General features: G+C 55.4%; 23 protein-coding genes. 8 read left to right on the forward strand and 15 right to left on the reverse strand.

All coding sequences use genetic code 11. The features are described 5' to 3' along the window. Nucleotides 1-157: 157 nt before the first annotated feature. Entirely contained in the window at nt 158-862 is a 705-nt protein-coding gene (locus tag HVA01_RS03545; RefSeq protein WP_146873216.1) for a pseudouridine synthase, read from the reverse strand. Nucleotides 863-864: 2 nt separating this feature from the next. Next, the gene (locus HVA01_RS03550; RefSeq protein ID WP_146873146.1) at nt 865-1,692 is read right to left on the reverse strand and encodes an amidohydrolase; all 828 of its coding nucleotides are present in this window, start codon (nt 1,690-1,692) and stop codon (nt 865-867) included. A 72-nt stretch (nt 1,693-1,764) separates the two neighbouring features. Between HVA01_RS03550 and rarD the strand changes: the two genes are divergently transcribed. Further along, nucleotides 1,765-2,673, forward strand: coding sequence for an EamA family transporter RarD (rarD, locus tag HVA01_RS03555; RefSeq protein ID WP_146873147.1), 909 nt, complete (start codon nt 1,765-1,767; stop codon nt 2,671-2,673). On the opposite strand, the gene HVA01_RS03560 is transcribed toward rarD, so the two are convergent. Next, entirely contained in the window at nt 2,644-4,293 is a 1,650-nt protein-coding gene (locus HVA01_RS03560; RefSeq protein ID WP_146873148.1) for a methyl-accepting chemotaxis protein, read from the reverse strand. The two genes, rarD and HVA01_RS03560, sit on opposite strands and share 30 nt — an antisense overlap. A gap of 247 nt (nt 4,294-4,540) precedes the next feature. Between HVA01_RS03560 and HVA01_RS03565 the strand changes: the two genes are divergently transcribed. The 5 genes from HVA01_RS03565 to HVA01_RS03585 all read left to right on the forward strand — a co-directional run bounded on the left by HVA01_RS03565 (nt 4,541) and on the right by HVA01_RS03585 (nt 9,839). Continuing rightward, nucleotides 4,541-6,241 (forward strand): SulP family inorganic anion transporter, encoded by a 1,701-nt coding sequence (locus HVA01_RS03565; RefSeq protein ID WP_146873149.1) that lies wholly within the window; start codon nt 4,541-4,543, stop codon nt 6,239-6,241. 92 nt (nt 6,242-6,333) lie between these two features. Then, complete coding sequence (locus tag HVA01_RS03570; protein ID WP_146873150.1) at nt 6,334-7,449, forward strand: MlaE family ABC transporter permease; 1,116 nt, start codon at nt 6,334-6,336, stop codon at nt 7,447-7,449. Beyond that, nucleotides 7,446-8,249, forward strand: coding sequence for an ABC transporter ATP-binding protein (locus HVA01_RS03575; protein WP_146873151.1), 804 nt, complete (start codon nt 7,446-7,448; stop codon nt 8,247-8,249). The genes HVA01_RS03570 and HVA01_RS03575 overlap by 4 nt, the downstream gene beginning before the upstream one ends. Before the next feature lie 19 nt (nt 8,250-8,268). Then, nucleotides 8,269-9,210 carry an MlaD family protein gene (locus HVA01_RS03580; protein WP_146873152.1) on the forward strand — a complete coding sequence of 314 codons (942 nt, stop codon included), beginning with the start codon at nt 8,269-8,271 and terminating at the stop codon, nt 9,208-9,210. Continuing rightward, nucleotides 9,207-9,839 (forward strand): ABC-type transport auxiliary lipoprotein family protein, encoded by a 633-nt coding sequence (locus HVA01_RS03585; RefSeq protein ID WP_146873153.1) that lies wholly within the window; start codon nt 9,207-9,209, stop codon nt 9,837-9,839. Before HVA01_RS03580 ends, HVA01_RS03585 begins: the two co-directional genes overlap by 4 nt. 12 nt (nt 9,840-9,851) lie before the next feature. Here the strand turns inward: HVA01_RS03585 and HVA01_RS03590 are convergent, their stop codons facing one another. The 10 genes from HVA01_RS03590 to HVA01_RS03635 form a co-directional block, all read right to left on the reverse strand. Then, a complete protein-coding gene (locus tag HVA01_RS03590) occupies nt 9,852-11,696 on the reverse strand; it encodes a protein kinase domain-containing protein (protein ID WP_146873154.1) in 1,845 nt (614 codons plus the stop codon). 11 nt (nt 11,697-11,707) lie between these two features. Next, complete coding sequence (locus tag HVA01_RS03595; protein WP_146873155.1) at nt 11,708-12,973, reverse strand: 2-oxo acid dehydrogenase subunit E2; 1,266 nt, start codon at nt 12,971-12,973, stop codon at nt 11,708-11,710. Nucleotides 12,974-12,990: 17 nt separating this feature from the next. Then, on the reverse strand, nt 12,991-13,968 hold the full coding sequence (locus HVA01_RS03600; RefSeq protein ID WP_146873156.1) for an alpha-ketoacid dehydrogenase subunit beta: 978 nt from the start codon (nt 13,966-13,968) through the stop codon (nt 12,991-12,993). Nucleotide 13,969: 1 nt separating this feature from the next. Further along, entirely contained in the window at nt 13,970-15,172 is a 1,203-nt protein-coding gene (locus tag HVA01_RS03605) for a thiamine pyrophosphate-dependent dehydrogenase E1 component subunit alpha (RefSeq protein ID WP_146873157.1), read from the reverse strand. A gap of 152 nt (nt 15,173-15,324) precedes the next feature. Then, nucleotides 15,325-16,095, reverse strand: coding sequence for an ABC transporter permease (locus HVA01_RS03610; protein ID WP_146873158.1), 771 nt, complete (start codon nt 16,093-16,095; stop codon nt 15,325-15,327). Continuing rightward, nucleotides 16,092-17,048, reverse strand: a complete 957-nt coding sequence (locus HVA01_RS03615) for an ABC transporter ATP-binding protein (protein ID WP_146873159.1) — start codon at nt 17,046-17,048, stop codon at nt 16,092-16,094. Before HVA01_RS03615 ends, HVA01_RS03610 begins: the two co-directional genes overlap by 4 nt. Continuing rightward, the gene (locus tag HVA01_RS03620) at nt 17,045-18,244 is read right to left on the reverse strand and encodes an ABC transporter permease (protein WP_146873160.1); all 1,200 of its coding nucleotides are present in this window, start codon (nt 18,242-18,244) and stop codon (nt 17,045-17,047) included. The genes HVA01_RS03615 and HVA01_RS03620 overlap by 4 nt, the downstream gene beginning before the upstream one ends. Nucleotides 18,245-18,292: 48 nt before the next feature. Then, nucleotides 18,293-19,219: a glycine betaine ABC transporter substrate-binding protein OsmF gene (osmF, locus tag HVA01_RS03625; RefSeq protein ID WP_146873161.1), complete on the reverse strand. Its 927-nt coding sequence runs from the start codon at nt 19,217-19,219 to the stop codon at nt 18,293-18,295. Nucleotides 19,220-19,343: 124 nt separating this feature from the next. Next, a complete protein-coding gene (gene cysS / locus HVA01_RS03630) occupies nt 19,344-20,738 on the reverse strand; it encodes a cysteine--tRNA ligase (protein WP_174787754.1) in 1,395 nt (464 codons plus the stop codon). A 19-nt stretch (nt 20,739-20,757) separates the two neighbouring features. Next, nucleotides 20,758-22,437 carry a glutamine--tRNA ligase/YqeY domain fusion protein gene (locus HVA01_RS03635; protein ID WP_146873163.1) on the reverse strand — a complete coding sequence of 560 codons (1,680 nt, stop codon included), beginning with the start codon at nt 22,435-22,437 and terminating at the stop codon, nt 20,758-20,760. A 185-nt stretch (nt 22,438-22,622) separates the two neighbouring features. Between HVA01_RS03635 and HVA01_RS03640 the strand changes: the two genes are divergently transcribed. Then, the gene (locus HVA01_RS03640) at nt 22,623-23,123 is read left to right on the forward strand and encodes a peptidylprolyl isomerase (protein WP_146873164.1); all 501 of its coding nucleotides are present in this window, start codon (nt 22,623-22,625) and stop codon (nt 23,121-23,123) included. Nucleotides 23,124-23,136: 13 nt separating this feature from the next. Then, on the forward strand, nt 23,137-23,910 hold the full coding sequence (locus tag HVA01_RS03645) for a UDP-2,3-diacylglucosamine diphosphatase (RefSeq protein ID WP_146873165.1): 774 nt from the start codon (nt 23,137-23,139) through the stop codon (nt 23,908-23,910). Between the two features lie 65 nt (nt 23,911-23,975). Here HVA01_RS03645 and HVA01_RS03650 read toward each other — a convergent pair whose 3' ends face one another. Continuing rightward, complete coding sequence (locus tag HVA01_RS03650) at nt 23,976-25,796, reverse strand: SurA N-terminal domain-containing protein (RefSeq protein ID WP_146873166.1); 1,821 nt, start codon at nt 25,794-25,796, stop codon at nt 23,976-23,978. Nucleotides 25,797-25,914: 118 nt separating this feature from the next. Continuing rightward, a complete protein-coding gene (gene hbs, locus HVA01_RS03655; protein WP_009724302.1) occupies nt 25,915-26,187 on the reverse strand; it encodes a non-specific DNA-binding protein Hbs in 273 nt (90 codons plus the stop codon). Nucleotides 26,188-26,295: the final 108 nt, after the last annotated feature.

Consider the following 26,295-nt stretch of genomic DNA (forward strand, 5'->3'; position numbering starts at 1 on the left):
GGTGGCAGGCAACTTCAGCTAGCGCTCTTCTTGCTGACGAGTATACGCTCTAGGCAATAGCTTATGGTAAACATGTAAGATAACGGTATAAATATTTAGCTAAAAATAAAGCCGCTCACCCGTGGGGGCAGCGGCTAAGGAGACCTTAAACAAAGGCTCAGAAAAGCGCGATTTCGTCGGCGGTTAATTCTCGCCACTCGCCGGGCGCCAGGTTGGTATCCAAAACTAAATCACCGATGGAGCTCCGGTGCAGTGAGTTCACGTGATTCCCCAAAGCGGCAAACATACGCTTTACCTGATGGTAACGCCCTTCGGTAATGGTGAGCTCCGCTTGGGTCGGCGATAAAAGCCGCAGCGTTGCCGGGTGCGTCGGCGACTCCTCGCCATCTAACATCAGGCCGTCGGCGACTTGGCCAATCGCCCACTCCGCCGCCGCGCCTTCCATAGGCTCGGCAAGCTCGGCGATATACACTTTGGCGCAACGGTGGCGCGGCGACGTAACGCGATGCGACCACTGGCCGTCGTCGGTTAACAACAGCAGGCCCGTGGTATCCACATCTAACCGCCCTACCGGCTGTAAGCGCTCGACTTTGGGCAGATCAATTAAATCGATCGCTCGTGGATAAAGCCCCCGGCGGGCGTTGCACTCAACGTCGACCGGCTTGTGCAGCATAATGTAGCGTAAACCGACCAGTGCCAGTCGTTCGCCATTCAGCACAACAACATCGTTATCGGTATCGATCTGAGTGGCCGACTGCTTAATCGGCTCACCGTTCAGGGTGACCTCGCCGTTTTTCAGCGCTCGTTTGGCGAGGCTACGGGTTAACGGCGAGGTTTCACTTAAGAAGCGATCAAGGCGCATCATTAACCCACTCCTGGCAGCAGCTCAAAACGGTCGGCATCTTGCCAGGCAGGAAATTTTTCACGAAAAGCATCAAGGGTAGTTTTATCCAGCGTGCCCGTTTCGATAAACGGGGTATGAGCAGGGTGGTCAATGAGCGGTTCACCTTTAAAGTCGACTAATAAGGAATCGCCACTGTAGGCAAGCCCTTTGGCGTCTTCTCCAACGCGATTCACACCAATGACATAACTTAAATTTTCTATTGCCCGGGCTTGCAGTAGCGTCCGCCAGGGTTGGCGACGCGGTGCTGGCCAGTTGGCGATACACAGCAGCGCATCATACTCGAAATGATCGCCTTTCGCAGGCTGCTGACGCATCCACACCGGAAAACGTAAGTCGTAACAAACGCTAAGCAGCAGCTTGAACCCCTTGAGTTCGACGATTTTACGCTCTGTGCCCATGCCGTAGCGCTCATGCTCACCGGCCATCCGGAATAGGTGTCGCTTGTCGTAATAGGTTAGCTCACCGTCAGGTGTCGCCCAGATCAGGCGATTATAAAACTCGCCGCCCTCTTCGATCGCCACACTGCCGGTCATCACGCAGTTACGTGCCTGTGCCTGAGCCTGCAACCAGGCCACGCTCTGGCTTTGTGCCATTGGCTGGGCCATTTCACGCGAGTTCATGGTAAAACCGGTAGCAAACATTTCCGGCAACACAATCAGGTCGGTATCGTGGCTGTCCAATTCACCCAACAATTGTTCCAGGTGGGCATGGTTCGCTTGGGGATCTTCCCAGCGTAAATCGCACTGGACCAGGCTGGTTCTAAGTTCGCTCGTTCCAAGTTCGCTCATTCAACACCTCCATTCAACCAGTGTTATGACAACGTTTATGATAGATTAGCCTCTTTAAATAATGAGGCTGCTATGCTTCCTACTCCAACACGCGACCCTGAAGCAGTCAAAGGCGTCATGTTCGGGTTAACCGCCTACACCATGTGGGGCTGTTTTCCACTATTTTTTGCCTTGTTTGACGGCGTTCCTGCGTTCGAAATCTTGATTCACCGTATTCTATGGGCATGTATATTTCTAGTTGGTTTAATCACCTTATTGCGCCGCTGGCCGCCGGTGGTCGCCGCACTGGGGGAGCCCAAACGGCTGGGTCGGGTGTTGGCCTGTGCGTTGCTGATCGCTTTTAACTGGGGCATCTATATCTATGCGGTGGAATCTAAACAGGTATTGCAGGCAAGCCTGGGCTACTTCTTAACGCCGCTGGTTAACGTTGCCCTGGGCATGTTGGTACTGCGGGAAGTGATGGCAAAGCTGCAGCTGGTCGCGCTGGGCTTGGCCACTATCGCCATTGCCACCCAGTTTGTGATGCTCGGCGAGCTGCCTTGGATTAGTTTGGTATTGGCGCTGAGCTTTGGCAGTTACGGGCTATTTCGTAAGCAGGTGCCGCTGGACGGACTTTCCGGGCTGTTTGTCGAAACCCTGCTGCTATTCCCCCTCGGCCTTATCGCCTTAGGGTGGCTAAGTTGGAACGGCAGTTCTCACTTTTTGCAGGATACATCGACCACCGGGCTGTTAATCGCCAGTGGTGCTCTCACGGCGCTGCCACTGATGGCGTTTGCTGGCGCTGCCCGCCGACTGCGCTTGGCGACCCTGGGGTTTCTGATGTACATCAACCCCAGCATTCAATTTCTTATCGCCCTTAGCGTGTTTGGCGAACCATTAGGCCTTATCCAGTTGGCGACCTTTGTGCTTATTTGGATTGGGCTCGCGCTCTACTCGTGGTCGGCGTGGCAGTCACGCACGCGCTACGCGGTGGCTAGCTAACGCCAGCGGTGCCGAGGCATCGGCGATAACCTCTGGCGGGTGATCGCGCTCGGGCTGATAGCCAACGCGGAAGCCGCCCCAGTGTTTGCCCTGAACATACACCGGCACAGAAAGGTCGTGCATGATCTCACCGGTATCACGCTTGTAGGTTTGCAGTAGCAATGGCTTTTCATGAGCACCACAGCGACTGCCGGTCGGGTCATCGAAAATACGTTTGTTGCGGCAGAATTTCAGGTCGTGGGCGTAGTCACCGGTTGGCTCAAGGCTGACCGCTTTATTGTGAGTGGGCACATAGCCCTGGCGGTCACAGGCGATGGCATAGCTTAAACCAAGTTGAGTGAGCAAAGGCTCTTGCAGATCCGGCAGGTACCTGTCCGTGAAACTATCAAAGCCGGTTTTATACTGCGGCGGCTGAGTGTCGGGAATTTGTTCATAGCGGGGCTGGAAAAGCGTCGTGCCTGCAAGCTCACCACTGGCGATGGCTTTTTCAAATAGCTTGCCCAGCTTATCAGCGGTTGATCGCGCGGCATGAAACACTTGCTGGTGACGCCCTTCTAAATGCTGCTGCGCAAGTTCACCGTCGACCCCTTCCGCGGCCTCCATGAGTGATCGCGCCTGCTCAGCTAGGTCGTGCATGTTGCGATTGCCTTCATCGACATCGTCTTCCAACTGACGCAGGCTATCTGCCACGGTTTGGCTGTGCTGACGAGTGTTTTCCATCGCATCGGCGACGCGGGTAATTTCACTCTGCACCTGGTCAAATTCTTGGGTCATTGTCCCCAGACTGCTGCCGACTCCTTGTAACCCTTTGGAACGCTCGCTGATACGCGTCATTAAATCGCCCATCGTGACCACTACCGATTGACCGCTCTCATGCATGTCTTTCACTAACTCATCGACGCTTTGCGTTGCAGTAGAGGTTTTTAGTGCCAAATTGCGCACTTCACCCGCAACCACTGCAAACCCTCGCCCGTGTTCACCAGCGCGTGCCGCTTCAATTGACGCGTTGAGCGAGAGTAAATGCGTCTGTTCGGCAATATCCTCGATCATCGAGGTAACGCTACGTACGCGCTCAATTTTATCGTTCAGCGCGGTGAGCATCTCCAGCGCTTGATTGGAGCGGTCGGCAACATCACTCATGTCCTGGACAATATCATCCAGTTCGGCATGGTTGTGATGGCTAGCTTCCCGAGCACTCTCTGCCAGCGCCGCTACTTGGCTGGCGCTGGCGCTGACCTGCATAATAGCGGCATTAATGGCGGTCATGCTTGATGACGCCTCGCGGGCCATGGTCTCTTGCTGGGTAAGGCGGTGATCCATCAGGTCGGCATAGTGCGAGACTTCTGCCGAGGCAATCGCAGTGCTGCTGGCACGGTTCATTAGCCGGTATGCCATGGCGCGCAGCGAGCGGTAATCACGCAGTGACTTGACGCCACGCTGGTGCTGTTCAAGGCGGTGCTGACCAGCGCGGTGCACGCCCTCAAAAACGCTCAACAACAGGGCCCCACCGCCGAAAGCGGCACTCACCAACGCCGCATACCCCCAGAGGCCACCTTGGGCGGCAAGCACAGCCGACAGTACCAACAACAGTAACGGAACCAGCAATAGCATTATGCGCATGAGGTGATCTCTTTTGTTGACGTTATTGAGTGAAGATTACCTTGCAGAAAGCATGATTAACTTTCCTTTATTTCTAAGCTTAACGGGTTACACAGTTTAAATAACTAGCACTTTGGGAGGGGAAGATGAATGTTGTGCAAAGGTGCTCGTCTGTCACCGCTGTATTGAAGCACAAATGAATATAAGCACTGACACAAAATGAATTATCACTTACCCTCACTGCTTAGCCATAAAACCACTGGACCCCATGCTTAAGCGCTATTTGCCCATTTTGACGTGGTTGCCCCACTACCATAAGCGCCTGTTGGGCGCTGACCTCTTAGCAGGGTTGATTGTCACAGTGATGGTCATTCCCCAGTCACTTGCCTATGCGCTGCTCGCCGGCTTACCGGCGGTGGTTGGGCTGTATGCCAGCATTCTTCCCCAGCTAATCTATACGCTGTTTGGCACTAGCCGAACGCTAGCAGTAGGCCCCGTCGCGATTATTGCCCTGATGACCGGTGCGGCGCTCTCCTCTGTCGCCATGCCTGGCACAGACACCTATTTACAGGCGGCGCTCATTCTCTCACTGCTTTCTGGCGGCATGCTGGTGGCGATGGGATTAATGAAAATGGGCTTTTTTAGTAATTTTCTCAGCCACCCTGTCATTTCGGGCTTTTTAACGGCGTCGGGCATTTTAATCGCCGCCAGCCAGTTGGGCAGTTTGCTAGGGGTGGAAAGCAGTGGCTTTACCTTGGTGGAGCGCCTCATGACGCTGGTACCCAACTTCGCCACCTTTAATCTGCCCACCCTGCTGATCGGCAGCGGTACGCTGGTGTTTTTGATTACGATACGCCGTTTTGGCAAAGCCACACTACATAAAGCCGGCTTGCCCCTTACCCTGGCGGACCTAATCGCCAAATCCGGGCCGGTATTTGCAGTCGTTGTCACCTCTTTAGTGACCTGGCACTGGCAATTAGCCGCTAGCGGCGTTGCGGTGGTGGGGGAAATTCCTGGTGGTTTACCGGCGCTGAGTTTCCCCTGGGGCGACTATTCGCTCTGGCGCGCGCTGTTAATTCCCGCGCTGCTGATTAGCCTCGTCGGCTTTGTCGAGTCGGTCTCCATGGGTCAGATGCTGGCGGCAAAACGACGTCAACGCATTTCACCCAATCAAGAATTGATCGGTCTGGGGGCCACCAATCTGGCCGCCGGTTTATCGAGTGGCATGCCGGTTACTGGCGGGCTTTCGCGCACAGTGATCAACTATGATGCGGGCGCGCAAACACCCGCCGCGGGGGCATTTGCGGCACTGGGTATCGCGCTGGTGACAATGTCGTTTACCGGTTGGCTCTTCTATCTGCCCATCGCGACACTGGCCGCGACGATTACCGTTTCGATCTTGACGCTTGTCGATATTCCCATGCTGCGCCAAACCTGGCGCTATTCGCGCAGCGACTTTGCCGCCATGGCAGTGACCATTCTGCTGACGTTATGCGAAGGGGTTGAGGCTGGCATTATTGGCGGTGTCACCCTGTCTATTGCACTATTTTTATACCGCACAAGCCGCCCCCACAGCGCGCTGGTGGGACGCGTTCCTGACACCGAGCATTTTCGCAACACGGAACGTCACGATGTGGAAACGGTTAGCAATGTGGCGCTTCTACGCATCGACGAGAGCCTCTACTTTGCCAACGCGCGCTATTTAGAGGACACCGTTTATAACCTTGTCGCGAGCCAACCTGAGCTGGAACACGTTGTGTTGATCTGTTCGGCAGTCAATTTAATTGATGCCTCGGCGCTTGAGAGCCTAGAGGCTATCAATGCCCGCTTAAAAGACTCCGATGTAAAACTGCACTTATCCGAGGTAAAAGGCCCGGTGATGGATCAGCTTAAGAAGAGTGATTTTTTAGAGGCGCTGACCGGACGCGTCTTTCTCAGTACTTATGCCGCCTGGCGTGAATTTTCCTGAGCGTGCGCTGTGAAGCTTTTACTAACGCCTGTTTGAATGCATCATAAGCGTGTTAACTAGCGCATCAGTATTAATTAGGCCAAGGAGCGGGGATGCCAAGCGAGTGGATAGCACGCCGTGATGAATCACTCACGTTGCAGGGTGAGTGGACGCTTGCCAATTACCGGTGCATTAAAGCCGAGCTTCGTCAGCAGCACATCAGTCAAGCGACAGGCGCTATTTCGTTGGCAGCGATCACCCGGCTCGACACCGCGGGCGCCGTTCTTATTGTCGAACTTATCGGCGTCGAAAAAGCGCATTCGGTCGCTAAATGGGCAACTGAACTGCCTAAAGTGCAGCAGGCCCTACTTATACGTATTGCCGAGGCCATGCAAGCGCCGCTCATCGTTGACCCGCCCGCCTATTCGCGTATCAACCAAACGCTTGCCAACATTGGTCAGCACATGGCGGGGCTATGGGCGCAGCAGCGTCAGTTGTTGGCATTTATCGGCCTGGTGATTGCCACCCTTTTCCATCTGGCATTGCGGCCACACCGCTGGCGGGTGACCGCCACGGTGGCCCATGTTCAGCAGAGCGGCCTTAATGCGGTACCCATCGTCGCCCTGCTAACGTTCATGGTTGGGGCAGTAGTGGCGTTCCTTGGCGCTACCGTTTTGCAGGATTTTGGCGCCACGGTGTATACCATCGACCTTGTGGCTTTCTCTTTTCTACGTGAGTTTGGTGTTTTGCTAGCCGCCATTCTCTTGGCTGGGCGCACCGCCAGCGCCTTTACGGCGCAAATTGGCGCCATGAAATCCAACGAAGAAATAGATGCCCTGCAGGCGCAGGGGCTGGACCCCATCGAGCTATTGGTACTGCCCCGCGTGATGGCAATGCTGATTAGCCTGCCGCTGCTCACCTTTGTAGGCATGCTCAGCGGTTTAGCCGGTGGCGCCATGGTGGCGTCGTTGTCACTGGATATTTCGCTGGGCCAGTTTATCGCAACGCTGCAAAAAGACGTCTCGGTGACGCACTTTTTGGTAGGCCTAAGCAAGGCGCCGGTGTTTGCCTTTGTGATTGCCGTTATCGGCTGCCTTGAAGGCTTTAAGGTCAGCGGCAGCGCACAATCGGTGGGCGAACACACGACTTCCAGTGTCGTTCAGTCGATTTTTATGGTGATTCTGATTGATGCCGTCGCCGCGCTGTTCTTTATGGAGATGGGCTGGTGACGAATTCAGATAAACCAACAGAGCAAACCAGCCAACCGGTCATTAAGGTTCGGGGCTTGATCAATCGATTTGGCTCTGTTGTCGTTCACGATAATTTGGATCTAACCCTTAAACGCGGGGAAATTCTCGGTGTTGTGGGCGGTTCTGGTACCGGTAAATCGGTGCTTTTGCGCAGTATCATTGGTTTGAAACGCCCTAACGGCGGCACGGTAGAGGTGTTGGGCACTCCGCTGAATACGCTTGGCGAAGCGGAGCGCAGCCAAATAGAACGCCGCTTTGGCGTGCTGTTTCAACGCGGCGCGCTATTTAGCTCGCTGAATCTGCAGGAGAACGTTGCGCTACCGCTGATTGAGCACGCTAAATTACCGCGGGAAGATGCCGAACACCTCGCTCGGGTCAAGCTTGCGCTGGTCGGCCTTTCCCCGGAAGCAGCGCTTCAATTTCCTGAGTCGCTGTCTGGCGGCATGGTCAAGCGCGCTGCTTTGGCCCGAGCCTTAGCACTTGATCCTGATATTCTATTTCTCGATGAACCCACTGCAGGATTGGACCCTATCGGCGCAGCCGCCTTCGATCAGTTGCTGGTAACGCTTCGCGATGCGCTGGGTTTCAGCGTTTTCCTGGTCACCCACGACCTGGACACCCTGTATGCCGCCTGTGATCGGGTAGCGGTGCTGTCGCAAAAACACGTCTTAGTAGTGGACACTATCGACAAGGTGGCCGAAACCCAGGACGAATGGATTCAAGACTACTTTCACGGGCCTCGCGGGCGAGCCGCTCAGCGCGCACATAACGATTACTAGCGACCAGGAGTAACAGCAGATGGAAACCCGCGCGCATCACGTGTTAATTGGTCTATTTACCTTGGGTACCGCCGCGGCTGCACTGCTGTTTGCGCTGTGGATGAACTATGCCGCGGGCGAGCGCAGCTACCATCCCTATCGCATCCTTTTTGAACGCAGCGTTAGCGGTTTATCAGAAGGCAGTACGGTGCAGTACAACGGCATTGAAGTCGGTGAAGTCACCGAACTAACCCTGAACCCTGACGACCCACGCCAAGTCATTGCCAGTATCCGGGTCTACGATGATACGCCGATAAAATCGGACACCCGCGCTAAGCTGGCCATTACCAGCATCACCGGCAGCATGTCCGTTCAACTCCATGGTGGATCGCCAGAAAGTCCGATGTTGATTGACCAAACCGACGACAATGTACCGTTTATTCAGGCAGACCCTTCACCCATCGCCACGCTGTTCGATGAAGGCGAAGAAATGATCGAAAACATCAATTCAATTCTGATTAGCGTTAACCAACTGTTTGACGACAGTAACCGCGAGCAGGCGGGCAATATCCTGACTAACATTGCCCAGATCACTGACATGATTGCCTCCCAGCAGGACGCTTTAAACCAAAACATGGCGTTTTTTGGTGAGGCGTCTCGCCAGGCAACGACCACTCTCGACAGTATCGATGCACTGAGCCAGGAAGCGATACAGTTGCTGCGTCAAGATGGCCGACTGGTGATGCTGAGCGCCGCCGACGCAAGCCGCGATGTGGCACGTGCGGCGCAGCGCATCGAGCAGTTAGTGGAGACTAACGCTGGGGCTATTGAAGGCAGTTTACAGGGCGCGCAGGATATTGCCCCGGCGCTGTCGTCACTGCGCTCCACGCTCGATACGCTGGATCGTATTACCCGCCAGCTAGAGGAGAGCCCAACCGACTTTTTCCTCGGCCGTGATCAGGTAGAGGAGTTTCGCCCATGATTTTCCGTCTCACTGTTATCGCCATCCTCAGTGCCGCACTATTACTGAGCAGTGGCTGTTCAATACTGCCTGCAGATGAACCGGCGACCCTCTATCGGTTACCCTCTGCGGATATTCAGCCTAGCGCTTCACCCGTGGAGTCGGCGATGACCACTAGGCGTCTGGGTGTTGCCCAGCCTGAAGCTGGCCACTTGCTGGGTAGCAACCGCATCGTGGTCTACCCAGCCAGCAACGTCGTGAACGTATACGCAGGCGCTCGCTGGCACGCAGACACCCCGGAGTTGCTCCAGGCGCAACTGATAGAGGGCCTACAGCAGCGCCAGCTGTTTGCGAGCGTAGGCAGTGCCAACCTTCCCTCTGACTTGCTGCTGTTGAGTGAGCTACGCCACTTTCAGAGCGAATACGATAATGGGCTGCCAAGCGCTAAGGTGGCGTTAGACGTACAGTTGATCGAAGCTCAAAGCCGCAGGCCACTCGCTGCGCGCAGCCTCACCGCTCGCGCCCAAGCCAGCAGTGTAGAGATAGCTGATGTTGTCGATGCCTTTGGCCGTGCCAGCGATACGCTCACTGAGCAACTGGCAAACTGGTTAGCCACCCAGTCAGCGGTGATAGGCACAACGAACCAATAAATGGCTTTCATTTTAGTAGGCTAATTTTTTAACGTACCCCCGTGGATCGCGGGGGTAATAGCGCTCTGGCTGGCTTTCCAAGTGGGTAAAATAGCGGGTGTCTTTATAGGGCATTTTCATGTAGCCCGACACGCCTAGGCCCTCTATTTGGTTTACCGAGGTGAGAATACGCGCCAGCAGTGTGCGGAACGCTTCTTCTCGAGCAGGATCCAGCAAACGGTAATAGCTATGGATTTTGAGATGCCGAGGTAGCGCCTCAAAGATAATCATCCCGGTATGATGAATAGCGTTGAGCTGTTGCAGCGCCTGCATAATGGCATCCGGCAGTACCAGCAACTCCTCGGGGTCGGGGCCGTCCTCAAAGTAGCTGTGCTGACGGGAGCGATCCTCAAGCTCCGGTACCGCGCTTAGCTCGTAGTCAATCGCCATCTTCGCGTCACTGACAAAGGGTTCATCTGCTGATGCACGTTCCAGGTGAAGGGTTTGGCGGGCATTAAACAGGCAGCTTTTGAATACCCCTTGGCGGTGAATCGCCCGCGCCAAATGCACCATGTTATTCACCGCTTCGATAAAGGCGGGCTTCAACGCCGGGTCGTGTAAATTTAACGACGAATCGATATACACCCCTTCGCGTTCCCAACGCAGCGCCAAGCCCCCCACCACCGGGTATTTTCCCAAGCGGCTCACCGACGCCAAAAAGGCTTTCTCGGTTTCGCCCATGCCCTGCATAAACTGCTTGTAGTAGCGGTCGAGCTGTACATCGTTGACATCATTCAGGGTTTCTTGAGCGCCTGCTTCGCGTAGAAAGGCTTTGCGCGAGCTATACACCACGGTCTCTATTTCCTGATCTGCAGGACGCGCCCATACGGGTACCAGCGGTACATTGCGCGATGCAGGCAGATCAATCATCACCACCCTGGCCATACGCGGCATGTTGTTTAAAAAGTAGTCGCCGGCTTTGCGCCGCACCTGGGGGTCAGGGTCGAGCATGCCATCCAAGGTACGCGCAAACTCCATGGGCAGGCCCAGCGAACAAGCGGGAATGGCGCGGTGGCCAAAGCGGCAGGATTGCGCCGACGCCAGGGCATACAGGGTCCCCGCCGCGCCCTGCTCATCAAAGCGCGGCGAAGAGAGTGCGCCGTTTAACTGCTCTTCGCCAATAAAATAAACATCGCCCAGACGAGCATTGGTTTGCTGCAGGTTATCCGACATCAGCTCCATCACATTGGCGCCCACAAACTGCAGCTGTGCGTCTAGCTGGGCAAATACCGATGAGCCCCAATCGATAAGTGCAATAGATTCATGTCCTGGGTCAAAGACCACATTGGACGGCTTAATATCGCCATGCACCACTGGGCGCGCCTGGGGCCCTGACTCTCGGCGCAGTGCGGTGAGAATATCGGCCAACTGCGCCGCAATGCGAACAATCAAGCGTGGAGAGAGGCGCCCCTGCTTAAGCGATACCTGCTCTAAATTCCAGCCGGGCGCTCGCTCCATGACTAAAATAGATTGCCCTCTGGTACGCTGATAAGCAATCAGGCTGGGGATTCGCGGGTGTGAGACCTGATCGAGCATAAACGCCTCTTCTTCGAGGCGCTCCTGCAAATGGGTAGGTAGGGTAATGCGCGAAAACTTAAACACGTAGTGAGCGATAGCGCCTTGGTGGACGGTGCTACCGGCAAATACAAAGCCGTAGGCGCCTTTACCAATCAACTCAATATCTTGGTAGCCCAACTGGGTAAGCTGCGCCTGACACAGCGCCACCCAGTCTTTAAGCTTGCGGGCATCATGATGACTGAGCAGATAAACCGACTGCTCTTCAGGTATGTAAAACTGCTGAAGCGGTGCTTGGGGCATAGTGTGGCCTGTTAGCCCAAATGAAGCAGCATTGTTTCCGGTGTCTCCAAAAAGCCTTTCCAGCAATTACAGAAGCGCGCAATGGTACCGCCGTCGATAAAGCGGTGATCGCCTGCCCAGGTAATCGTCATAATCGCGCGGCGCTGCACGACGCCCTGGTCATCAAAACGTGGCAGCCACTGGGTTTTGCCGATCGCCACAATGGCGGCTTCCGGGGCGTTAATAATCGGTGCGGCATAGGTCCCTCCCAGCGCACCGATATTGGAAATACTGATGGTGCCACCCTTTAGATCAGCCTGATCAACCCGCCCCTCCCGCGCTGAGTTGGTTAGTCGTCCCACTTCCCGGGCAATTTCCAACAGGGTTAGGCGTTCAACATTTTTAACATTGGGCACCATCAGGCCTGCTTTGCTATCCACCGCCATACCGATATTGCACTGGGGGTAATAATGCAGCTCATCCCCCGCGGCATTTAACTGTGCATTCATAATGGGTTCTTTGGCGACCGCCAGTGCCATGGCTTTCATAAACAACGGCATCAGCGTCAGCCGTTCACCCTGGGCCTCTGCCAATGGCTTTAAGCGCTCCCGTAGCGCCAGCAGTTCGGTCACATCAATCTCTTCGCCGTAGTGAAAATGGGGAATGGTGCTCGCCGCTTCCACCATGCGCTTGGCCATCACCGCGCGCACGCCGCGCAGTGGCTCTACCCTGGGCACGCTGCTTTCGGCTTGGGTTTTAACCGCTACTTGGCTGGATGGGGTAGCGGTTTGCGATGCTTGGTCAAGATGCGTTAGCACATCCTCTTTTAGCACCCTGCCATCTTTACCGCTACCCGCGATCTCCGTGAGCTGTAAAGCGTGTTCACGCACCAAGCGTCTAACGGCGGGGCTGGCGGGAACCTTGTAAGATAAGCGGCCAGCAGCCGACGTAGCTGTAGCGGTGGAGGGTTCTGCCGCCCGTTCACTCGGCTTTTCACTGGCGGCCGTTTCTGTATCAGCCTCACTCTTATTGTTGCCAGTCGGTTCGCTGGTCTGATTCTCCCCTTCCACCTGATAGGCAAATAGCGGCGCATGCACTTTGGCAATTTGCCCTTGGACCACATGAAGCTTGGTGACAACACCCGCTTCGGGCGCGGTAATCTCCACCAGCGCCTTGTCGGTCATGACTTCAACGATGGGCTGGTCTTCTTCAATTTGATCGCCTTCAGCGACGCGCCATTCAACGACTTCGCACTCGACGATGCCTTCGCCAATATCCGGCAGTAAAAAATCACTCATTGTTGTTCTCCTCAGCGCTAAAAGTTGACGCTTTCGCGAATCGCTTCAAAAATCTTCAGATGATCGGGCAGGTACTCTTTTTCCAGCACCAGTGGAAAAGGCGTATCCAGCCCTGTCACCCTGGCAATCGGCGATTCCAGGTAGAGAAAACAACGCTCTTGAATAGTGGCGGCAACTTCGCCCGCAAAGCCGCCGGTCAGTGGCGCTTCATGGCTAACCACTAAACGGCCGGTCTTAAGCACCGACTCAACGACGGTGTCGGCATCCCAAGGCAACAGCGTTCTCAGGTCAATGACTTCACAGGCGATGCCCTGCTCTTCGGCTAGCTCGACCGCTTTGCCGATCACTTCCATCTGCGCGCCCCAACCCACCACACTAATATCCGTGCCCTCTTTGGTGATGTCGGCTTCACCAATGGGTAGCTGGTAATCCTCTTCGGGCACTTCGCCCACGGCGGCGCGGTAGAGGCGCTTTGGCTCCAGGAAAAGCACTGGATCCGGGTCGCGAATAGCCGCGAGCAGTAGCCCTTTGGCCTGATAGGGATTACGCGGTACCACCACCTTTAAACCCGGGGTATGGGTGAAATAGGCTTCAGGGGATTGGGAGTGATAGAGGCCGCCCGCGATACCGCCGCCGTAAGGGGTGCGAATGGTCAGCCCGCCGACGTTAAACAGATCACCGGAGCGGTAGCGGAACTTGGCGGTTTCATTCACGATTTGGTCAAAGGCGGGAAAGATATAATCGGCAAACTGAATCTCGGCAACAGGCACAGAGCCCTGGGCCGCCAAGCCGTTGGCAAAGCCGATAATGCCCTGTTCGACCAGCGGCGTGTTGAAGCAGCGAGCCTTGCCGTGCTTTTCCTGCAGGTGGCTAGTGGCCCGAAAGACGCCGCCGAAAATCCCCACGTCTTCACCAAAGCAGATGACTTTTTCATCCTCTGCCATGGCGATATCCAGGGCGTTATTAATCGCCTGGAGCATATTCATGGTGGCCATGTTACGCCTCCCCTTGGGAATCAGTCTCGGCGCCCACGTCTAAGTCCAATGACGTTGCCCCGCGGGGATAGGCCTCGGGGTAGCGACGGATATGGCGTTTTAACTGATCAAACTGACGCTGTAGCGCAGGGGTAATGTCCGCATATACATCGCTAATCAGGCTGTCCAGGGGTGGCGATGAGCGTTTCTCTGCTCGCTTCATGGTGTCGAGCACGTCACGGCGCAGGGTTTCCTGTTGAGAGACTTCCTCCTCTTCACTCCACCACTGCTTGTTCAACAGCCATTTTTGCAGCCGCAGCAATGGGTCTTTGGCACGCCACAGCGCTTCTTCATCTTTTGAGCGATAGCCTGAAGGGTCATCGGAGGATGAGTGCGCGGCAAGCCGGTAGCTCATGGCTTCAATAAGCACCGGTTGATTGTGTTCAACGGCAATCTCGCGAGCTTGACGCGTCGCCTCATACACCGCCAATACGTCGTTGCCATCCACGCGGATCACATGCATAAGATAGCCAAAGGCGCGCGGGGCGATACCGTCGGCGGCGTACTGCTCGACGGCGGGGGTGGAAATGGCATAGCCGTTGTTACGACAGAAGAAAATCACCGGTACCTGGTGCACCGCCGCCATGTTCAGCGCAGCGTGGAAATCACCTTCAGAGGCAGCGCCTTCACCAAAGAAGGTCAGCGTGCAGTGACCTTGGCCGGCGAGCTTTTGCCCATAGGCGTAACCCGTCGCCTGGGGAATCTGGGTGGCCAACGGCGACGAGATGGTCATGTAGTGCAGCTTGCGCGACCCATAGTGAATCGGCATTTGGCGGCCTTTGCCGTAGTCCAGCTCGTTGCCGAACAGCTGATTCATAAATTCGTCGATGGAGAAGCCGCGGTACATCAAGGCGCCCTGTTCGCGGTATTGGGCCATGATCATATCGGCGTCATTAAGCGCAGCGGTGGCGCCCACCACGGCCGCCTCTTCACCCGTGCACTGCATATAAAAGCTGAGCCGCCCCTGGCGCTGAGCCGCCATCATGCGTTCATCGAGAACCCGCGTGGCCAGCATCGCCTGATAGATACGCCGGGCGTGGTGACGCTCAAGTGCGGGCTCAACAGCACCGCCGTAGAGCTTACCGTCCGGGTTGAGTAGACCAAAGGTAGGAATCGTAACTTCGTCGCCGGTCATAAAGGCCGGCTGGTGTACGTACTGAGTCATCATTATTGTCCTTGTTTTACCCCTTTTGAGGGCAGTGTTGTTGGTATTAACCGTTTATGCCAGTGGGTTTATCTGGCATGGATCAATACAACTACTCAGACACTAACGCAGCATTAGGCTGTTAGGGATACGACTTAAGACGCAGAAGAGGATTAAGATGACAGACGCGAGCGTAGCTGACGTTGGAGGATTTCAAACAGGCTATCCACCGACAGGGCCAGCAAGGCAATCGTCAGCGCGCCTTGAACCACATAGGCCATATTGCCGTTCACGATGCCGGCAATAATCGGGTCACCCAGGTTACTGGCCCCGACAGTAGCCCCCAAGGCAGCGGTGGCGATATTAATCGTCACCGAGGTACGCACACCGGCTAAAATAACCGGTGCCGCCAGCGGCAACTCGACCTGTCGCAGGATTTGTATCGGCGTCATGCCCATGGCGTGGGCCGCGGTTTTGATATCGCTATCGACCCCCTGCAGGCCGGTCAGCGTATTACGCACGATGGGAAGTAGCCCATACAGAACCAAGGCGACAATAATCGGCAAGGTGCCAAACCCCAAGGCGGGAACCGCTAGCGCCAGCACAGCCACCGGGGGAAAGGTTTGGCCCAGCGAAGCCAGCTGGCCCACCAGCGGCAGAAAATCCCTGCCGCGTTGGCGCGTCACCAAAACCCCTGCTAACACACCCACCACAATGGTCACGACCGCGGCCACCCCCACCACTAACAGGTGGCGACCCAGCAGTACGTAGAAATCGGCGCGGGCATAAATGACCTGTCGGGCATCGGGCTCGATCCAGCGAAAAAGCGGCTCCGCAGCGGCCATTGCGACCACGCTAATCAGTAACAGCGCCCCCCACAACAGGGGCCACAGCCACAGCGGGGCTTGTTTGCGGGATGGCGCAGCGCTTAGCGAGTTACTCACGCGCTTCCTTTATCCAACTGAGCTTCCTTGATTATCCGGCGCAGCGATAGCTCACCGATGGGCACATCGTGCTGGTCGACGACGGTAAGCCTGTCGCAATGATCGCGCAGCATCATAGAGAGCGCCTGGCGCAGTGAGAAATCGGCGGGAATACGCGACTGCGCGGGCAACATTTGCCCCATAGACGTCATATGATCTTTAACGCGCGTTAAAGATGCCTGCTTAAGCCCTCGTTCAAGCCCGCCCAGGAGCGACTCGACAAAAGGGTCAACGGGGTGCTGCAGCAGCGCCAGTGGCGAGCCCTGCTGGACGATTCGCCCTGCGCGCATCACTACTAAATGGTCTGCTAGTTTGAGAGCTTCATCCATATCGTGGGTCACGAATACCACGGTTTTATGCATTTTCGCCTGGAGCCGAGCCAACTCATCCTGGAGTTTCTCTCGGGTGATAGGATCCAGCGCGCCGAAGGGTTCATCCATCAGTAAAATATCGGGATCTGCCGCTAGCGCCCGGGCGACGCCTACGCGCTGCGCCTGCCCCCCGGAAAGCTGATGGGGATATTTATGCCCGAACTCCCCCACCGACAAACCTAACAGGTTCATCAACTCTTCTACTCGCGCCTGAACCTCTGCCGCTGGCCACTTCAATAAACGCGGCACCAGGCCGATATTGCGAACCACGCTCCAGTGCGGAAACAGCCCGGTATGTTGAATCACATAGCCGATACGGCGACGCAATTTTACCGGGTCGTACTCTTTTATCGCCTGACCATCGAGGATGATGTCGCCCTCGCTGTGCTCAATTAAGCGATTGATCATGCGAAGGGTGGTGGATTTGCCACAGCCAGAGGTGCCGACCAGGGCACAGAATTTGCCCTTCGGCACGTGCAGTGACATATCGTCCACCGCGGTTTCATTGCCAAATCGCTTCGAGACGTGGGCAAGCTCTATCATTGTATCCCTCCGGGGCGCAGCGCTTCTGCCAGGGCACCTAAGCCTGCATCGACCACCAGAGCCAGCATGAGAATAGGCAGCGCGCCGAGTAACACCATATCCATGGCGGCCTGGCCTAAGCCTTGAAAAATAAATGTGCCTAACCCGCCAGCGCCAATCAAGGCGGCAACCGCGGTAAGCCCAATCGCCTGAACGGTGGTAATCCGCACCCCTTCGAGCAGCACCGGCAACGCTAGCGGCAGGCGGACCTGCCAAAAACGCTGGCCGCTGCGCATACCCATGCCTTTGGCAGCGTCTAACGTTGCCGGGCTGACTTCTTCAAGGGCGATATAGGTATTACGCACCATCGGCAGCAGGCTATAGGCAATTAACGCAATCAGCGCAGGGGCCGTGCCAATACCGCTAACGCCTAGCTGAGCCAAAAATGGCACCTTGGCGGCAAGCCACGCCAGCGGGCCTAACAGCAGTCCGAACAGCGCCAGGCTGGGAATCGTCTGCAAAAAATTCAGCAGCGCAAAAGCGCCTTTTTGCAGGCGACTATAGCGACGCATCAACATCGCTAGCAGCATGCCCACTACCACGCTAATACTGACGGCGATGCTGACCAGCGTTATGTGCTGACCAACAGCGCGTACAAACTGCGCGTCACGCGCCCTGAACTCCTGAACCAGCGCGAGACTGTCCAGCCAAAGCGCGGCACACAGCCACCAGATAAGCGCAACCGCGGTTAACAGCAGCGTTGGCCATAGTCGGCTCAGTTTCAGACGTAAACGAATTTCAATTAAACACAGCAGCAGCAAAAACAGAATGACCCAATACGCCGCCCCCAGGCCTAAGCGAGCCTGAGGAAGGTCTGGATCAATGAGTAAATAACTGCTGGCAATTAAGCCTACCGGCATCAACGCCATCAATGCCATTAGCGACGCTAGCAGCGCACGATAGTGCTGCGTACTAGGCTGCCACGCAAAAAGACCTATAGCGGAAAGCAGTAGCGTCGCGAGTAGCACACCGGGCCAGCCGAAGGCTTCCAGCGCGCCGTACCCCGTACCGGCCACAATGCGATTGGGCGCCACGCTCACCGCGTCCAATGACCAAAATGCCGCTAGCATGACAACGCTGAGGCTGAGGAGTACCCCGTTAGGGCGCCGCCCTTCCCAGCGAAGCCGCGGAGTGGGCAGCGCATCCATTAACGACATTAATTAGTTTTCCCGAGCATCAGCGTTGGTTCTTAAAAACATCGCGCATTAATTATTAAGCATATCGAGGTAGTCGCTGGCCACTTGGGATGGAGACAGCCCGTTAACGGCGACATCGGCATTGAGCGTTTGCAGAGTAACCAAATCGAGACTGGTGAAAACGTCATTGAGCAGCGGTTCAATGTCCGGGTACGTTTCCAATACACCTTCACGCACCACAGGGGCGGGCTGATAAACCGGCTGTACGCCTTTCGAGTCCTCCAACACGACCAGGCCCAGCGCGCTTAACCCACCGTCGGTACCGTAGGTCATTGCCGCATTGACACCGCTGGTTTGCTGGGCGGCGGCCCGCATGGTGGCGGCGGTATTGCCGCCGGAAAGTACCAGCAGTTGATCGTCACTTAACTCAAAACCATAGGCTTCCTGGAAAGCGGGTAGCGCCTGTGCAGACTCCACAAACTCAGCGCTTGCGGCAAGCTTGAACTTACCGCCTTCAGCTAAATAGTCCGCGAGATCTTCCAAACTCACCAGGTCGTTGTCAGCGGCGACCTCTTCGCGAATGCTTATGGCCCAGGTGTTATTAGCGCTGGCGGGCTGCAGCCATATCAGGCCTTGCTGCGCATCAAGCTCGCGAACAGTTTCATAAGCTTGATTCGCATTATTCCATACGGAACTATCGGTCATATCGAAGAAGAAAGCGCCATTACCCGTGTATTCTGGATAAAGGTCAATTTCGCCCGCTTCCAAGGCAGCCCGAACGACGCTGGTGCCCCCCAGCTGCAGGCGGTGTTCGGTAGGGATATCGTGGCGCTCTAAGGTCTGAATAATCAGTTCTCCCAGCACCGAACCTTCCGTGTCGATTTTGGAGGAAACCACCACCGGTTCGTTGGCACTAACGGGAGACAATGCCGCGATGGATACGGCGCAGGCAGCGATTAATGGCTTGGCAATGAAAGCATTAGCTGAAAGGCGCATATTAAAATTCCTTGTGCGTTGGCTTTTGTAGGCGAAGGTACTTACTCAGTATAAGAGCCTCTCGCGTAAGAGCCATCAACGTTATCCCAGCGCCTACCGACTCAGTGATAATGCTAGGCAGCCATTAAGTTGCCTCTAGCACCCAGGACGTTCCCTCCCGTGAGTCTTTCAGAATAATCCCTAGCGCTGCGAGTTCATCGCGGATCGCATCGGCTTGGGCAAAGTCTTTGTTCTCTTTGGCTTGCTGACGCTGGGCGATCTTGGCGTCGATCTCGCTTTCACTTAACGGCATGCCCTGCTGCTGCGTGCCTTTTAGGAACGTTTGTGGCGCTTGCTGAAGCAGCCCCAAAATAGACCCCAGCTGTTTTAGTTCAGCCGCCAGTTTAGGCGCTTGTTCAGGATTTTCTTGTTTCGCGCGATTAACCTCGCGGGCCAGCTCAAACAGCACCGCCAGCGCCTCAGGCGTATTGAAATCATCGTCCATCACCTGGGTAAAACGCTCACGGTAAGCCGAAACGTCACTGCTGGCGATAGCACCAAGCTCAACCCCTTCCAGCGCCGTATAGAAACGCGTTAACGATTTTCGCGCCTCGGTCAGCGAGTCTAGCGAGTAGTTAATCGGGCTACGATAGTGGCTAGCCACCAACAGAAAACGCACCACTTCAGGGTCGTGCTCGGCCAGCACATCGCGAATGGTGAAGAAATTGCCCAGGGATTTTGACATTTTCTCCTGATCCACGCGTACAGCGCCAGCATGCATCCAGGTATTGACGTAGGTTTTACCAGTGGCTGCTTCACTTTGCGCAATTTCGTTTTCATGGTGCGGAAAGGTCAAATCCGGCCCGCCGCCATGAATATCGAAGGTATCGCCCAAGCAGCAGGTCGACATTGCCGAGCACTCAATATGCCAGCCTGGCCGGCCGTTCCCCCAAGGGGACGCCCAGTGCGCCTCCCCCGGCTTGGCGGCTTTCCAAAGCACAAAATCAAGCGGGTCTTCTTTATGAATATCCACTTCCACCCGGCTACCTGCACGCATATCGTCGAGTTGACGGTTGTTCAGCTTGCCGTAATCGGCAAATTTGCGCACGCGATAGTACACATCACCGTTATCGGCGGCGTAGGCAAAGCCTTTTTCAATCAGCGTTTCAATCATTGCCACGATATCGTCAACATGCCCGGTGGCGCGGGGTTCATGGCTCGGCGGCAGCACAAACAAGCGCGCCTCGTCCTCGTGCATGGCAGCAATCATGCGCTCGGTCAGCGTCGTGATGCTTTCGCCATTTTCATCGGCACGCTTGAGAATCTTATCGTCAATATCGGTAATGTTGCGCACATAGTTAACGTCGTAACCACGCTCACGCAAATAACGGCTAATGACGTCAAAGGCGACCATCACCCGGGCATGGCCCAGGTGGCAATAGTCATACACTGTCATGCCGCAGACATACATGCTTACTTTTCCCGCTTCAAGCGGGGTGAACGGTTCTTTGCGACGCGTCAGCGTATTGTAAATTTGCATCTGGCTATCCATGTTTTTCTTAGCCCTTCTGCTTGATTTTAGCCCAGCTATCTTTCAATCCTACCGTTCGGTTAAACACCAAATGCTGCGGCGTGGAATCGTGACGATCCGCGCAGAAGTAGCCGATGCGCTCGAATTGGAACCGCGACTCGGGCGTCGCCTCGGCGAGGCTTGGCTCACCAATCGCCTGGCAAACAACCAAAGACTCGGGGTTTAGATGCTCCAGAAAATCAACATCTTTATCCCGATCGGGCTGCTCAACGGTGAATAGGTTGTCATAAAGACGCACTTCCAACGGCAGACCGTGGGCAGCGCTGACCCAATGAATCACGCCTTTGACTTTACGTCCTTCCGGATTTTTGCCCAAGGTATCGAAATCCACCGAGCAGTGAAGTTCGCTGATGTTACCAGCGGCGTCTTTAATCACCTCGTCGCAGCGAATCACGTAGCTATTACGCAGGCGTACTTCTTTACCCGGCGCGAGGCGGAAGAATTTTTTGGGCGCATCTTCCATAAAGTCGTCTTGATCGATATACAGCTCGCGGCTAAACGGCACTTTGCGCATGGTCATATCGTCACGGGCGGGGTGGCCCGGCACGTCGTACACTTCTTCGTGGTCTTCGGGCACGTTGGTGAGCACGACTTTTAGCGGTTTCAACACGCACATGGCCCGCGGTGCGCTATCTTCAAGGTCTGACCGAATCGCGTGGGTCAGCATGGCGATATCCACCAAGCCTCCGTCGGCGCGGGTGACGCCAATCATCTCGCAGAATTTACGAATAGACGCTGGCGTGTAGCCACGGCGGCGCATGCCGGAAATAGTCGGCATGCGCGGGTCATCCCAGCCATCGACAATATTTTCATCGACCAGCAGCTTCAGCTTGCGCTTAGAGGTCAGGGTGTAATCAAGGTTGAGGCGCGCAAACTCGATCTGACGCGGCTTTGTGGGTACCGGTAGATTATTTAAAAACCATTCGTAAAGCGGGCGGTGGTCTTCAAATTCGAGCGTGCAGATCGAGTGGGTAACGCCTTCAATGGCATCCGACTGGCCATGGGTAAAGTCGTAAGAAGGATAAATTTTCCACTTATCGCCCGTCTGGTGGTGGCTGGCGTGGCGAATGCGATAAATAATCGGATCGCGGAGATTGATGTTCGGCGATGCCATATCAATTTTGGCGCGCACCACTTTTTCACTTTCGCCAAACTCACCTTCGCGCATACGTTCGAGCAAATCGAGATTTTCTTCCACGCTGCGTTCACGGTAGGGGCTGGGCGTACCCGGCGCTGTCAGGGTGCCGCGGTACTCACGAATTTCATCCGGTGAAAGATCGTCGACGTAGGCCTTGCCTTCACGCATCAGGTGCTGCGCCCAGGCATAGAGCTGGTCGAAGTAGTCGGAGGCAAAGCGCACTGGGCCTGCCCATTCAAAGCCTAGCCAGCTGACATCTTCCTTGATCGCGTCGATGTAGGCCTGCTCTTCTTTGGCCGGGTTGGTGTCGTCAAAACGCAGATGACACTCGCCACCCAGTTGCTCCGCCAACCCGAAGTTTAGACAGATCGACTTGGCATGGCCGATATGCAAAAAGCCATTTGGCTCGGGGGGGAAGCGCGTCACGATTTTAGTGACCTGGCCGCCCTCGAGTTCGTCGCTTACTTGGTTACGAATGAAGTTCGGCGCTGGGGTGGTCTCGTTGGTCATGGCGGTGTTGATAACCTCGTGGTGGATGGCGTACTGAGCCGCGCGAACATAGGTTCTGAAAACATAGGTTCTGAAAACATAGGATACGCCTATGGGTCTTCGCGGTGCAGGGCAAAACAGCTATTATAACGTGACGCCGATGCACAGCGCCAAGGCGAACGCCTTTATTGAACAGGAATTTATCCATGATCGTATTACAGACGAACCACGGTGACATCACCGTCGCCCTTAACCACGAAAAAGCGCCGATTAGCGCGGCGAATTTTGAGCAGTATGTTCGCGACGGATTTTATGACAATACCTTGTTTCACCGTGTCATTGACGGCTTCATGGTCCAAGGCGGCGGCTTCGATAAAGACTTTAACCAAAAGCCGACCCGCGACCCCATCGACAACGAAGCCGACAACGGCTTGAAAAACACCATCGGCACGCTGGCCATGGCGCGCACCCAGGACCCCCACTCTGCTACGGCGCAATTCTTTATCAATGTGGGCGATAACAGCTTTCTTGACCACAGCGGCAAAAGCCTCCAAGGCTGGGGCTATGCGGTGTTTGGCGAAGTCGTTGACGGCATGGACGTCGTTAACGAGATTAAAAACGTCGCCACCACCCGCCGTGGCATGCATGCCGACGTACCCGCTGAAGACGTCGTCATCGAGCGCGCTTACGTCAAGGATGCGGAATAATCCCGGGAGCTTTATGCGCACACTGCTTGTTGCCGACCTGCATCTAAGTGGCGATACCCCTGAGCTTAATCAGGGGTTTTACCGCTACCTGGAGCACACCGCCGCTGGGGCCGACGCGCTGTACATTTTGGGCGATCTCTTCGATGCCTGGATTGGCGACGACCTACTTGATGTCAACACACACCCGCTTAGCGGCATTGCCCAAGAGGTCATTAAGCGTTTACGCACGCTTTCAAGCGACGGGACTGCCGTTTACCTCATGCACGGTAACCGCGACTTCCTGCTCGGTGAACGCTTTGTGGCGGCCTGTCAGGCAATGCTGCTACCGGATATCGAGGAAGTCGAAATTCAGGGCGTCCCCACGGTGATCCTTCATGGTGATACGCTGTGCACCCAGGATGAAGCCTATATGGCGTTTCGTCAGCAGTCTCGCGACCCAGAGTGGCAGGCCCAAATGCTTGCCTTACCGCTGGAACAGCGCGTGGCGTTAGCACAAAGCCTGCGCATGCAATCGGGCGAGGCCAACGCCAATAAAGCGGAAGCGATCATGGATGTCACCCAGCAGGAGGTCATCAAGGTGATGGCGCAGTACGGGGTTACCACCATGATTCACGGCCACACCCACCGCCCCAAGGTGCACGACCTGACGGTTGAAGAAGTCCCCGCCAAACGCTATGTGCTAGGCGACTGGGATGCCCAGCATGGCTGGGATATCGTCGTTGAGCGCGCCGACCATACGGCGCCACGGCTGCGTCAGTTTTCTTTAACCGAATTACCTGACGCCTGATTGCTGTTGGCGGGTATAAAAAAGCCGATCGTGAGATCGGCTTTTTTTGGCCTGCTTAAACGCTTCTAACGCTCTATGTCTGCATCGCTGCGCAGGTCATCAATCAATCCCTGCATCACCGATTGAGCACGTAACTGCTCGGCCATTTGCGAGACAAATGTCTCCATCTGCTCATTAACCTCACCGTCGGTAACGCTATCTAAAGCCACCAGAGCAACGCCTTGGGGCAATTCAACGGCGCGGTAGACACTCTCACCCTCTTCAGGGCGCGTCATGCGGAAGGCTTCTTGAACAATCAGTTGAGGCACAGTGGTATCTGATTGCCGACTCACCGCATTGGCTTCGAGCCAATCGATATCGACGTCGTCATTATCTTGAAGCTGGGCAATACGTGCTTGTGCTTCCTCCTGCAGCGCTTGTTGCTGCTGCTCAGCGGCCACAGACATTTCAACTTCATCGCGCACTTCATCCAGCGGTAACAGCGTCGCGTCGCGCTGCTCAGCGACACGCAGCACTAGCCGGCGGTCTTGGTCTAGCTCAATTACATCGCTGTTGTAACCCTCTTCAAGCACATCGTCGCTAAACGCTGCCGACATTACGCCGGGCTCTGATAAAACGCCCTCGACTTCGTCGTTGCGAGCAAGCCAGCGACTCTCATTGAGGGTCAAGCCAATCTCATCGGCAACGCTTTGTAGATCGTCGGCGGCAAAACTTTCATCGATGAGCTGCTGAACCTGCTGATTAAACTCATCGTCAACCTCGCGAAGTGCCACCTCACGCGCCAACTCATCGCGCTGCTCCGCAAAAGAGGGGCCCTGTATATCCGTTACCTGAATAATATGAAACGCGTTTTCCAACGCAACCGGCTGGGAAATCTCGCCCTCTTCGAGACCAAAGGCGGCTTCATCAAAGGTATCGCCAAAAAAGCCGCGGCTGATCACGCCAAGGTCGCCGCCCTCTTCAGCGCTGGCGGTATCGTCAGAGTAGCGTGCAGCCGTCTCTTCAAACGTTTCGCCATCATCCAAGGCTTCACGGGCGGTTTCTGCTAAGGCCTTGGCCTCTTCACGGGAGCGCTCATCACCAAAGGTGATCATGATGTGCGAAACGCGCCGATCAGCGCCACGATTTTGCTCGCGCCATGCGTCACGCAATGCTTCTTCATCGACATCACGCCCTTCCGCCATGGCTTGACGATTGATCACAACATATTCAAGGCGTACCTGCTCGGGACGCTCATAACGCTCATGATTCGCTTCATAGTAGGCCTGCACATCGTCTTCGCCGACATTGATCTCAGTATCAAGATCGTCACCATTGAGAATGACGTAGCGGAAGCTACGCTGCTGACGCTGCAGTTCGGCTAAACGCGCTTGTTCACTTGGAAGACTAAAATCACTGCCGGCTAACCCTTGCTGCAAATGCTGACGCTGGATATCAACGCGCAACTCTTGCCGAAAGGAGAGCGGCGTATAGCCAGCGCCCGCTAAACGGTTGCGAAACACCTCCGCCGAGAAGCGCCCATCCTGATCCTGAAACTCCGGCAGGCTAACAATTAACTGGTCCAGCTGCTCCTCAGACACGGCAAAGCCGCCCTCTTCAGCGTACTGCGATAGCAATTGCTGGGTAATGAGCTGATCAAGCACATCGCTGCGCAAGGCTCGCTCTTGCTCTGGCGGCACCTGCCCTGAACGTAGCGCGCGCTGAACCTCAAGCTCTACCTGCTGACGCATAATGGGCTGACCATTAACGCTTGCCACTTCGTCAGGATCATCACCTAAAAGACCAAACAGGGACTCAATCCCGAAAAGCGCCATGGCCGCGACCATGACACCGATAATAATTTTGGCACCCCAGCTCCTGGAGCCATCTCGAATACTTTGCAGCATGCTAGCCTCAGATAGTCACAGCCAAACAAATCGGCCACTAATAAAAAGTGGGCCAGAAAATAACATGGGCGCATCGCCAATGCGATGCGCCCATTAGATTACAGCAAATGCGGACAAATTAGTTAACGGCGTCTTTCAGTGCCTTGCCTGCTTTGAAACTGGGTACTTTTGCTGCACTGATCTCAATCGGTTGGCCCGTTTGTGGGTTGCGACCGGTGCGAGCAGCGCGCTCTTTAATCGCGAAGGTACCAAAGCCCACCAGTGATACGCTCTCACCCTTTTTCAGACTGTCGGTGACAGACTCTACCATGGCATCCAATGCGCGGGTTGCCGCAGCTTTGGGAATATCTGCAGACGCGGCAATGGCTTCAATCAGCTCGGACTTATTCACTCTTCACCCCTTGACTGTTTCATAAAATGGTTCTGAACGGCATGGTCACCGATGGTTACGACGGTCAAAACTTAGCTGCGTTTTATAGCAATGCCTTGAAACATCTGT

The organism is Halovibrio variabilis, from assembly GCF_007991175.1.
Taxonomy (GTDB): domain Bacteria; phylum Pseudomonadota; class Gammaproteobacteria; order Pseudomonadales; family Halomonadaceae; genus Vreelandella; species Vreelandella variabilis.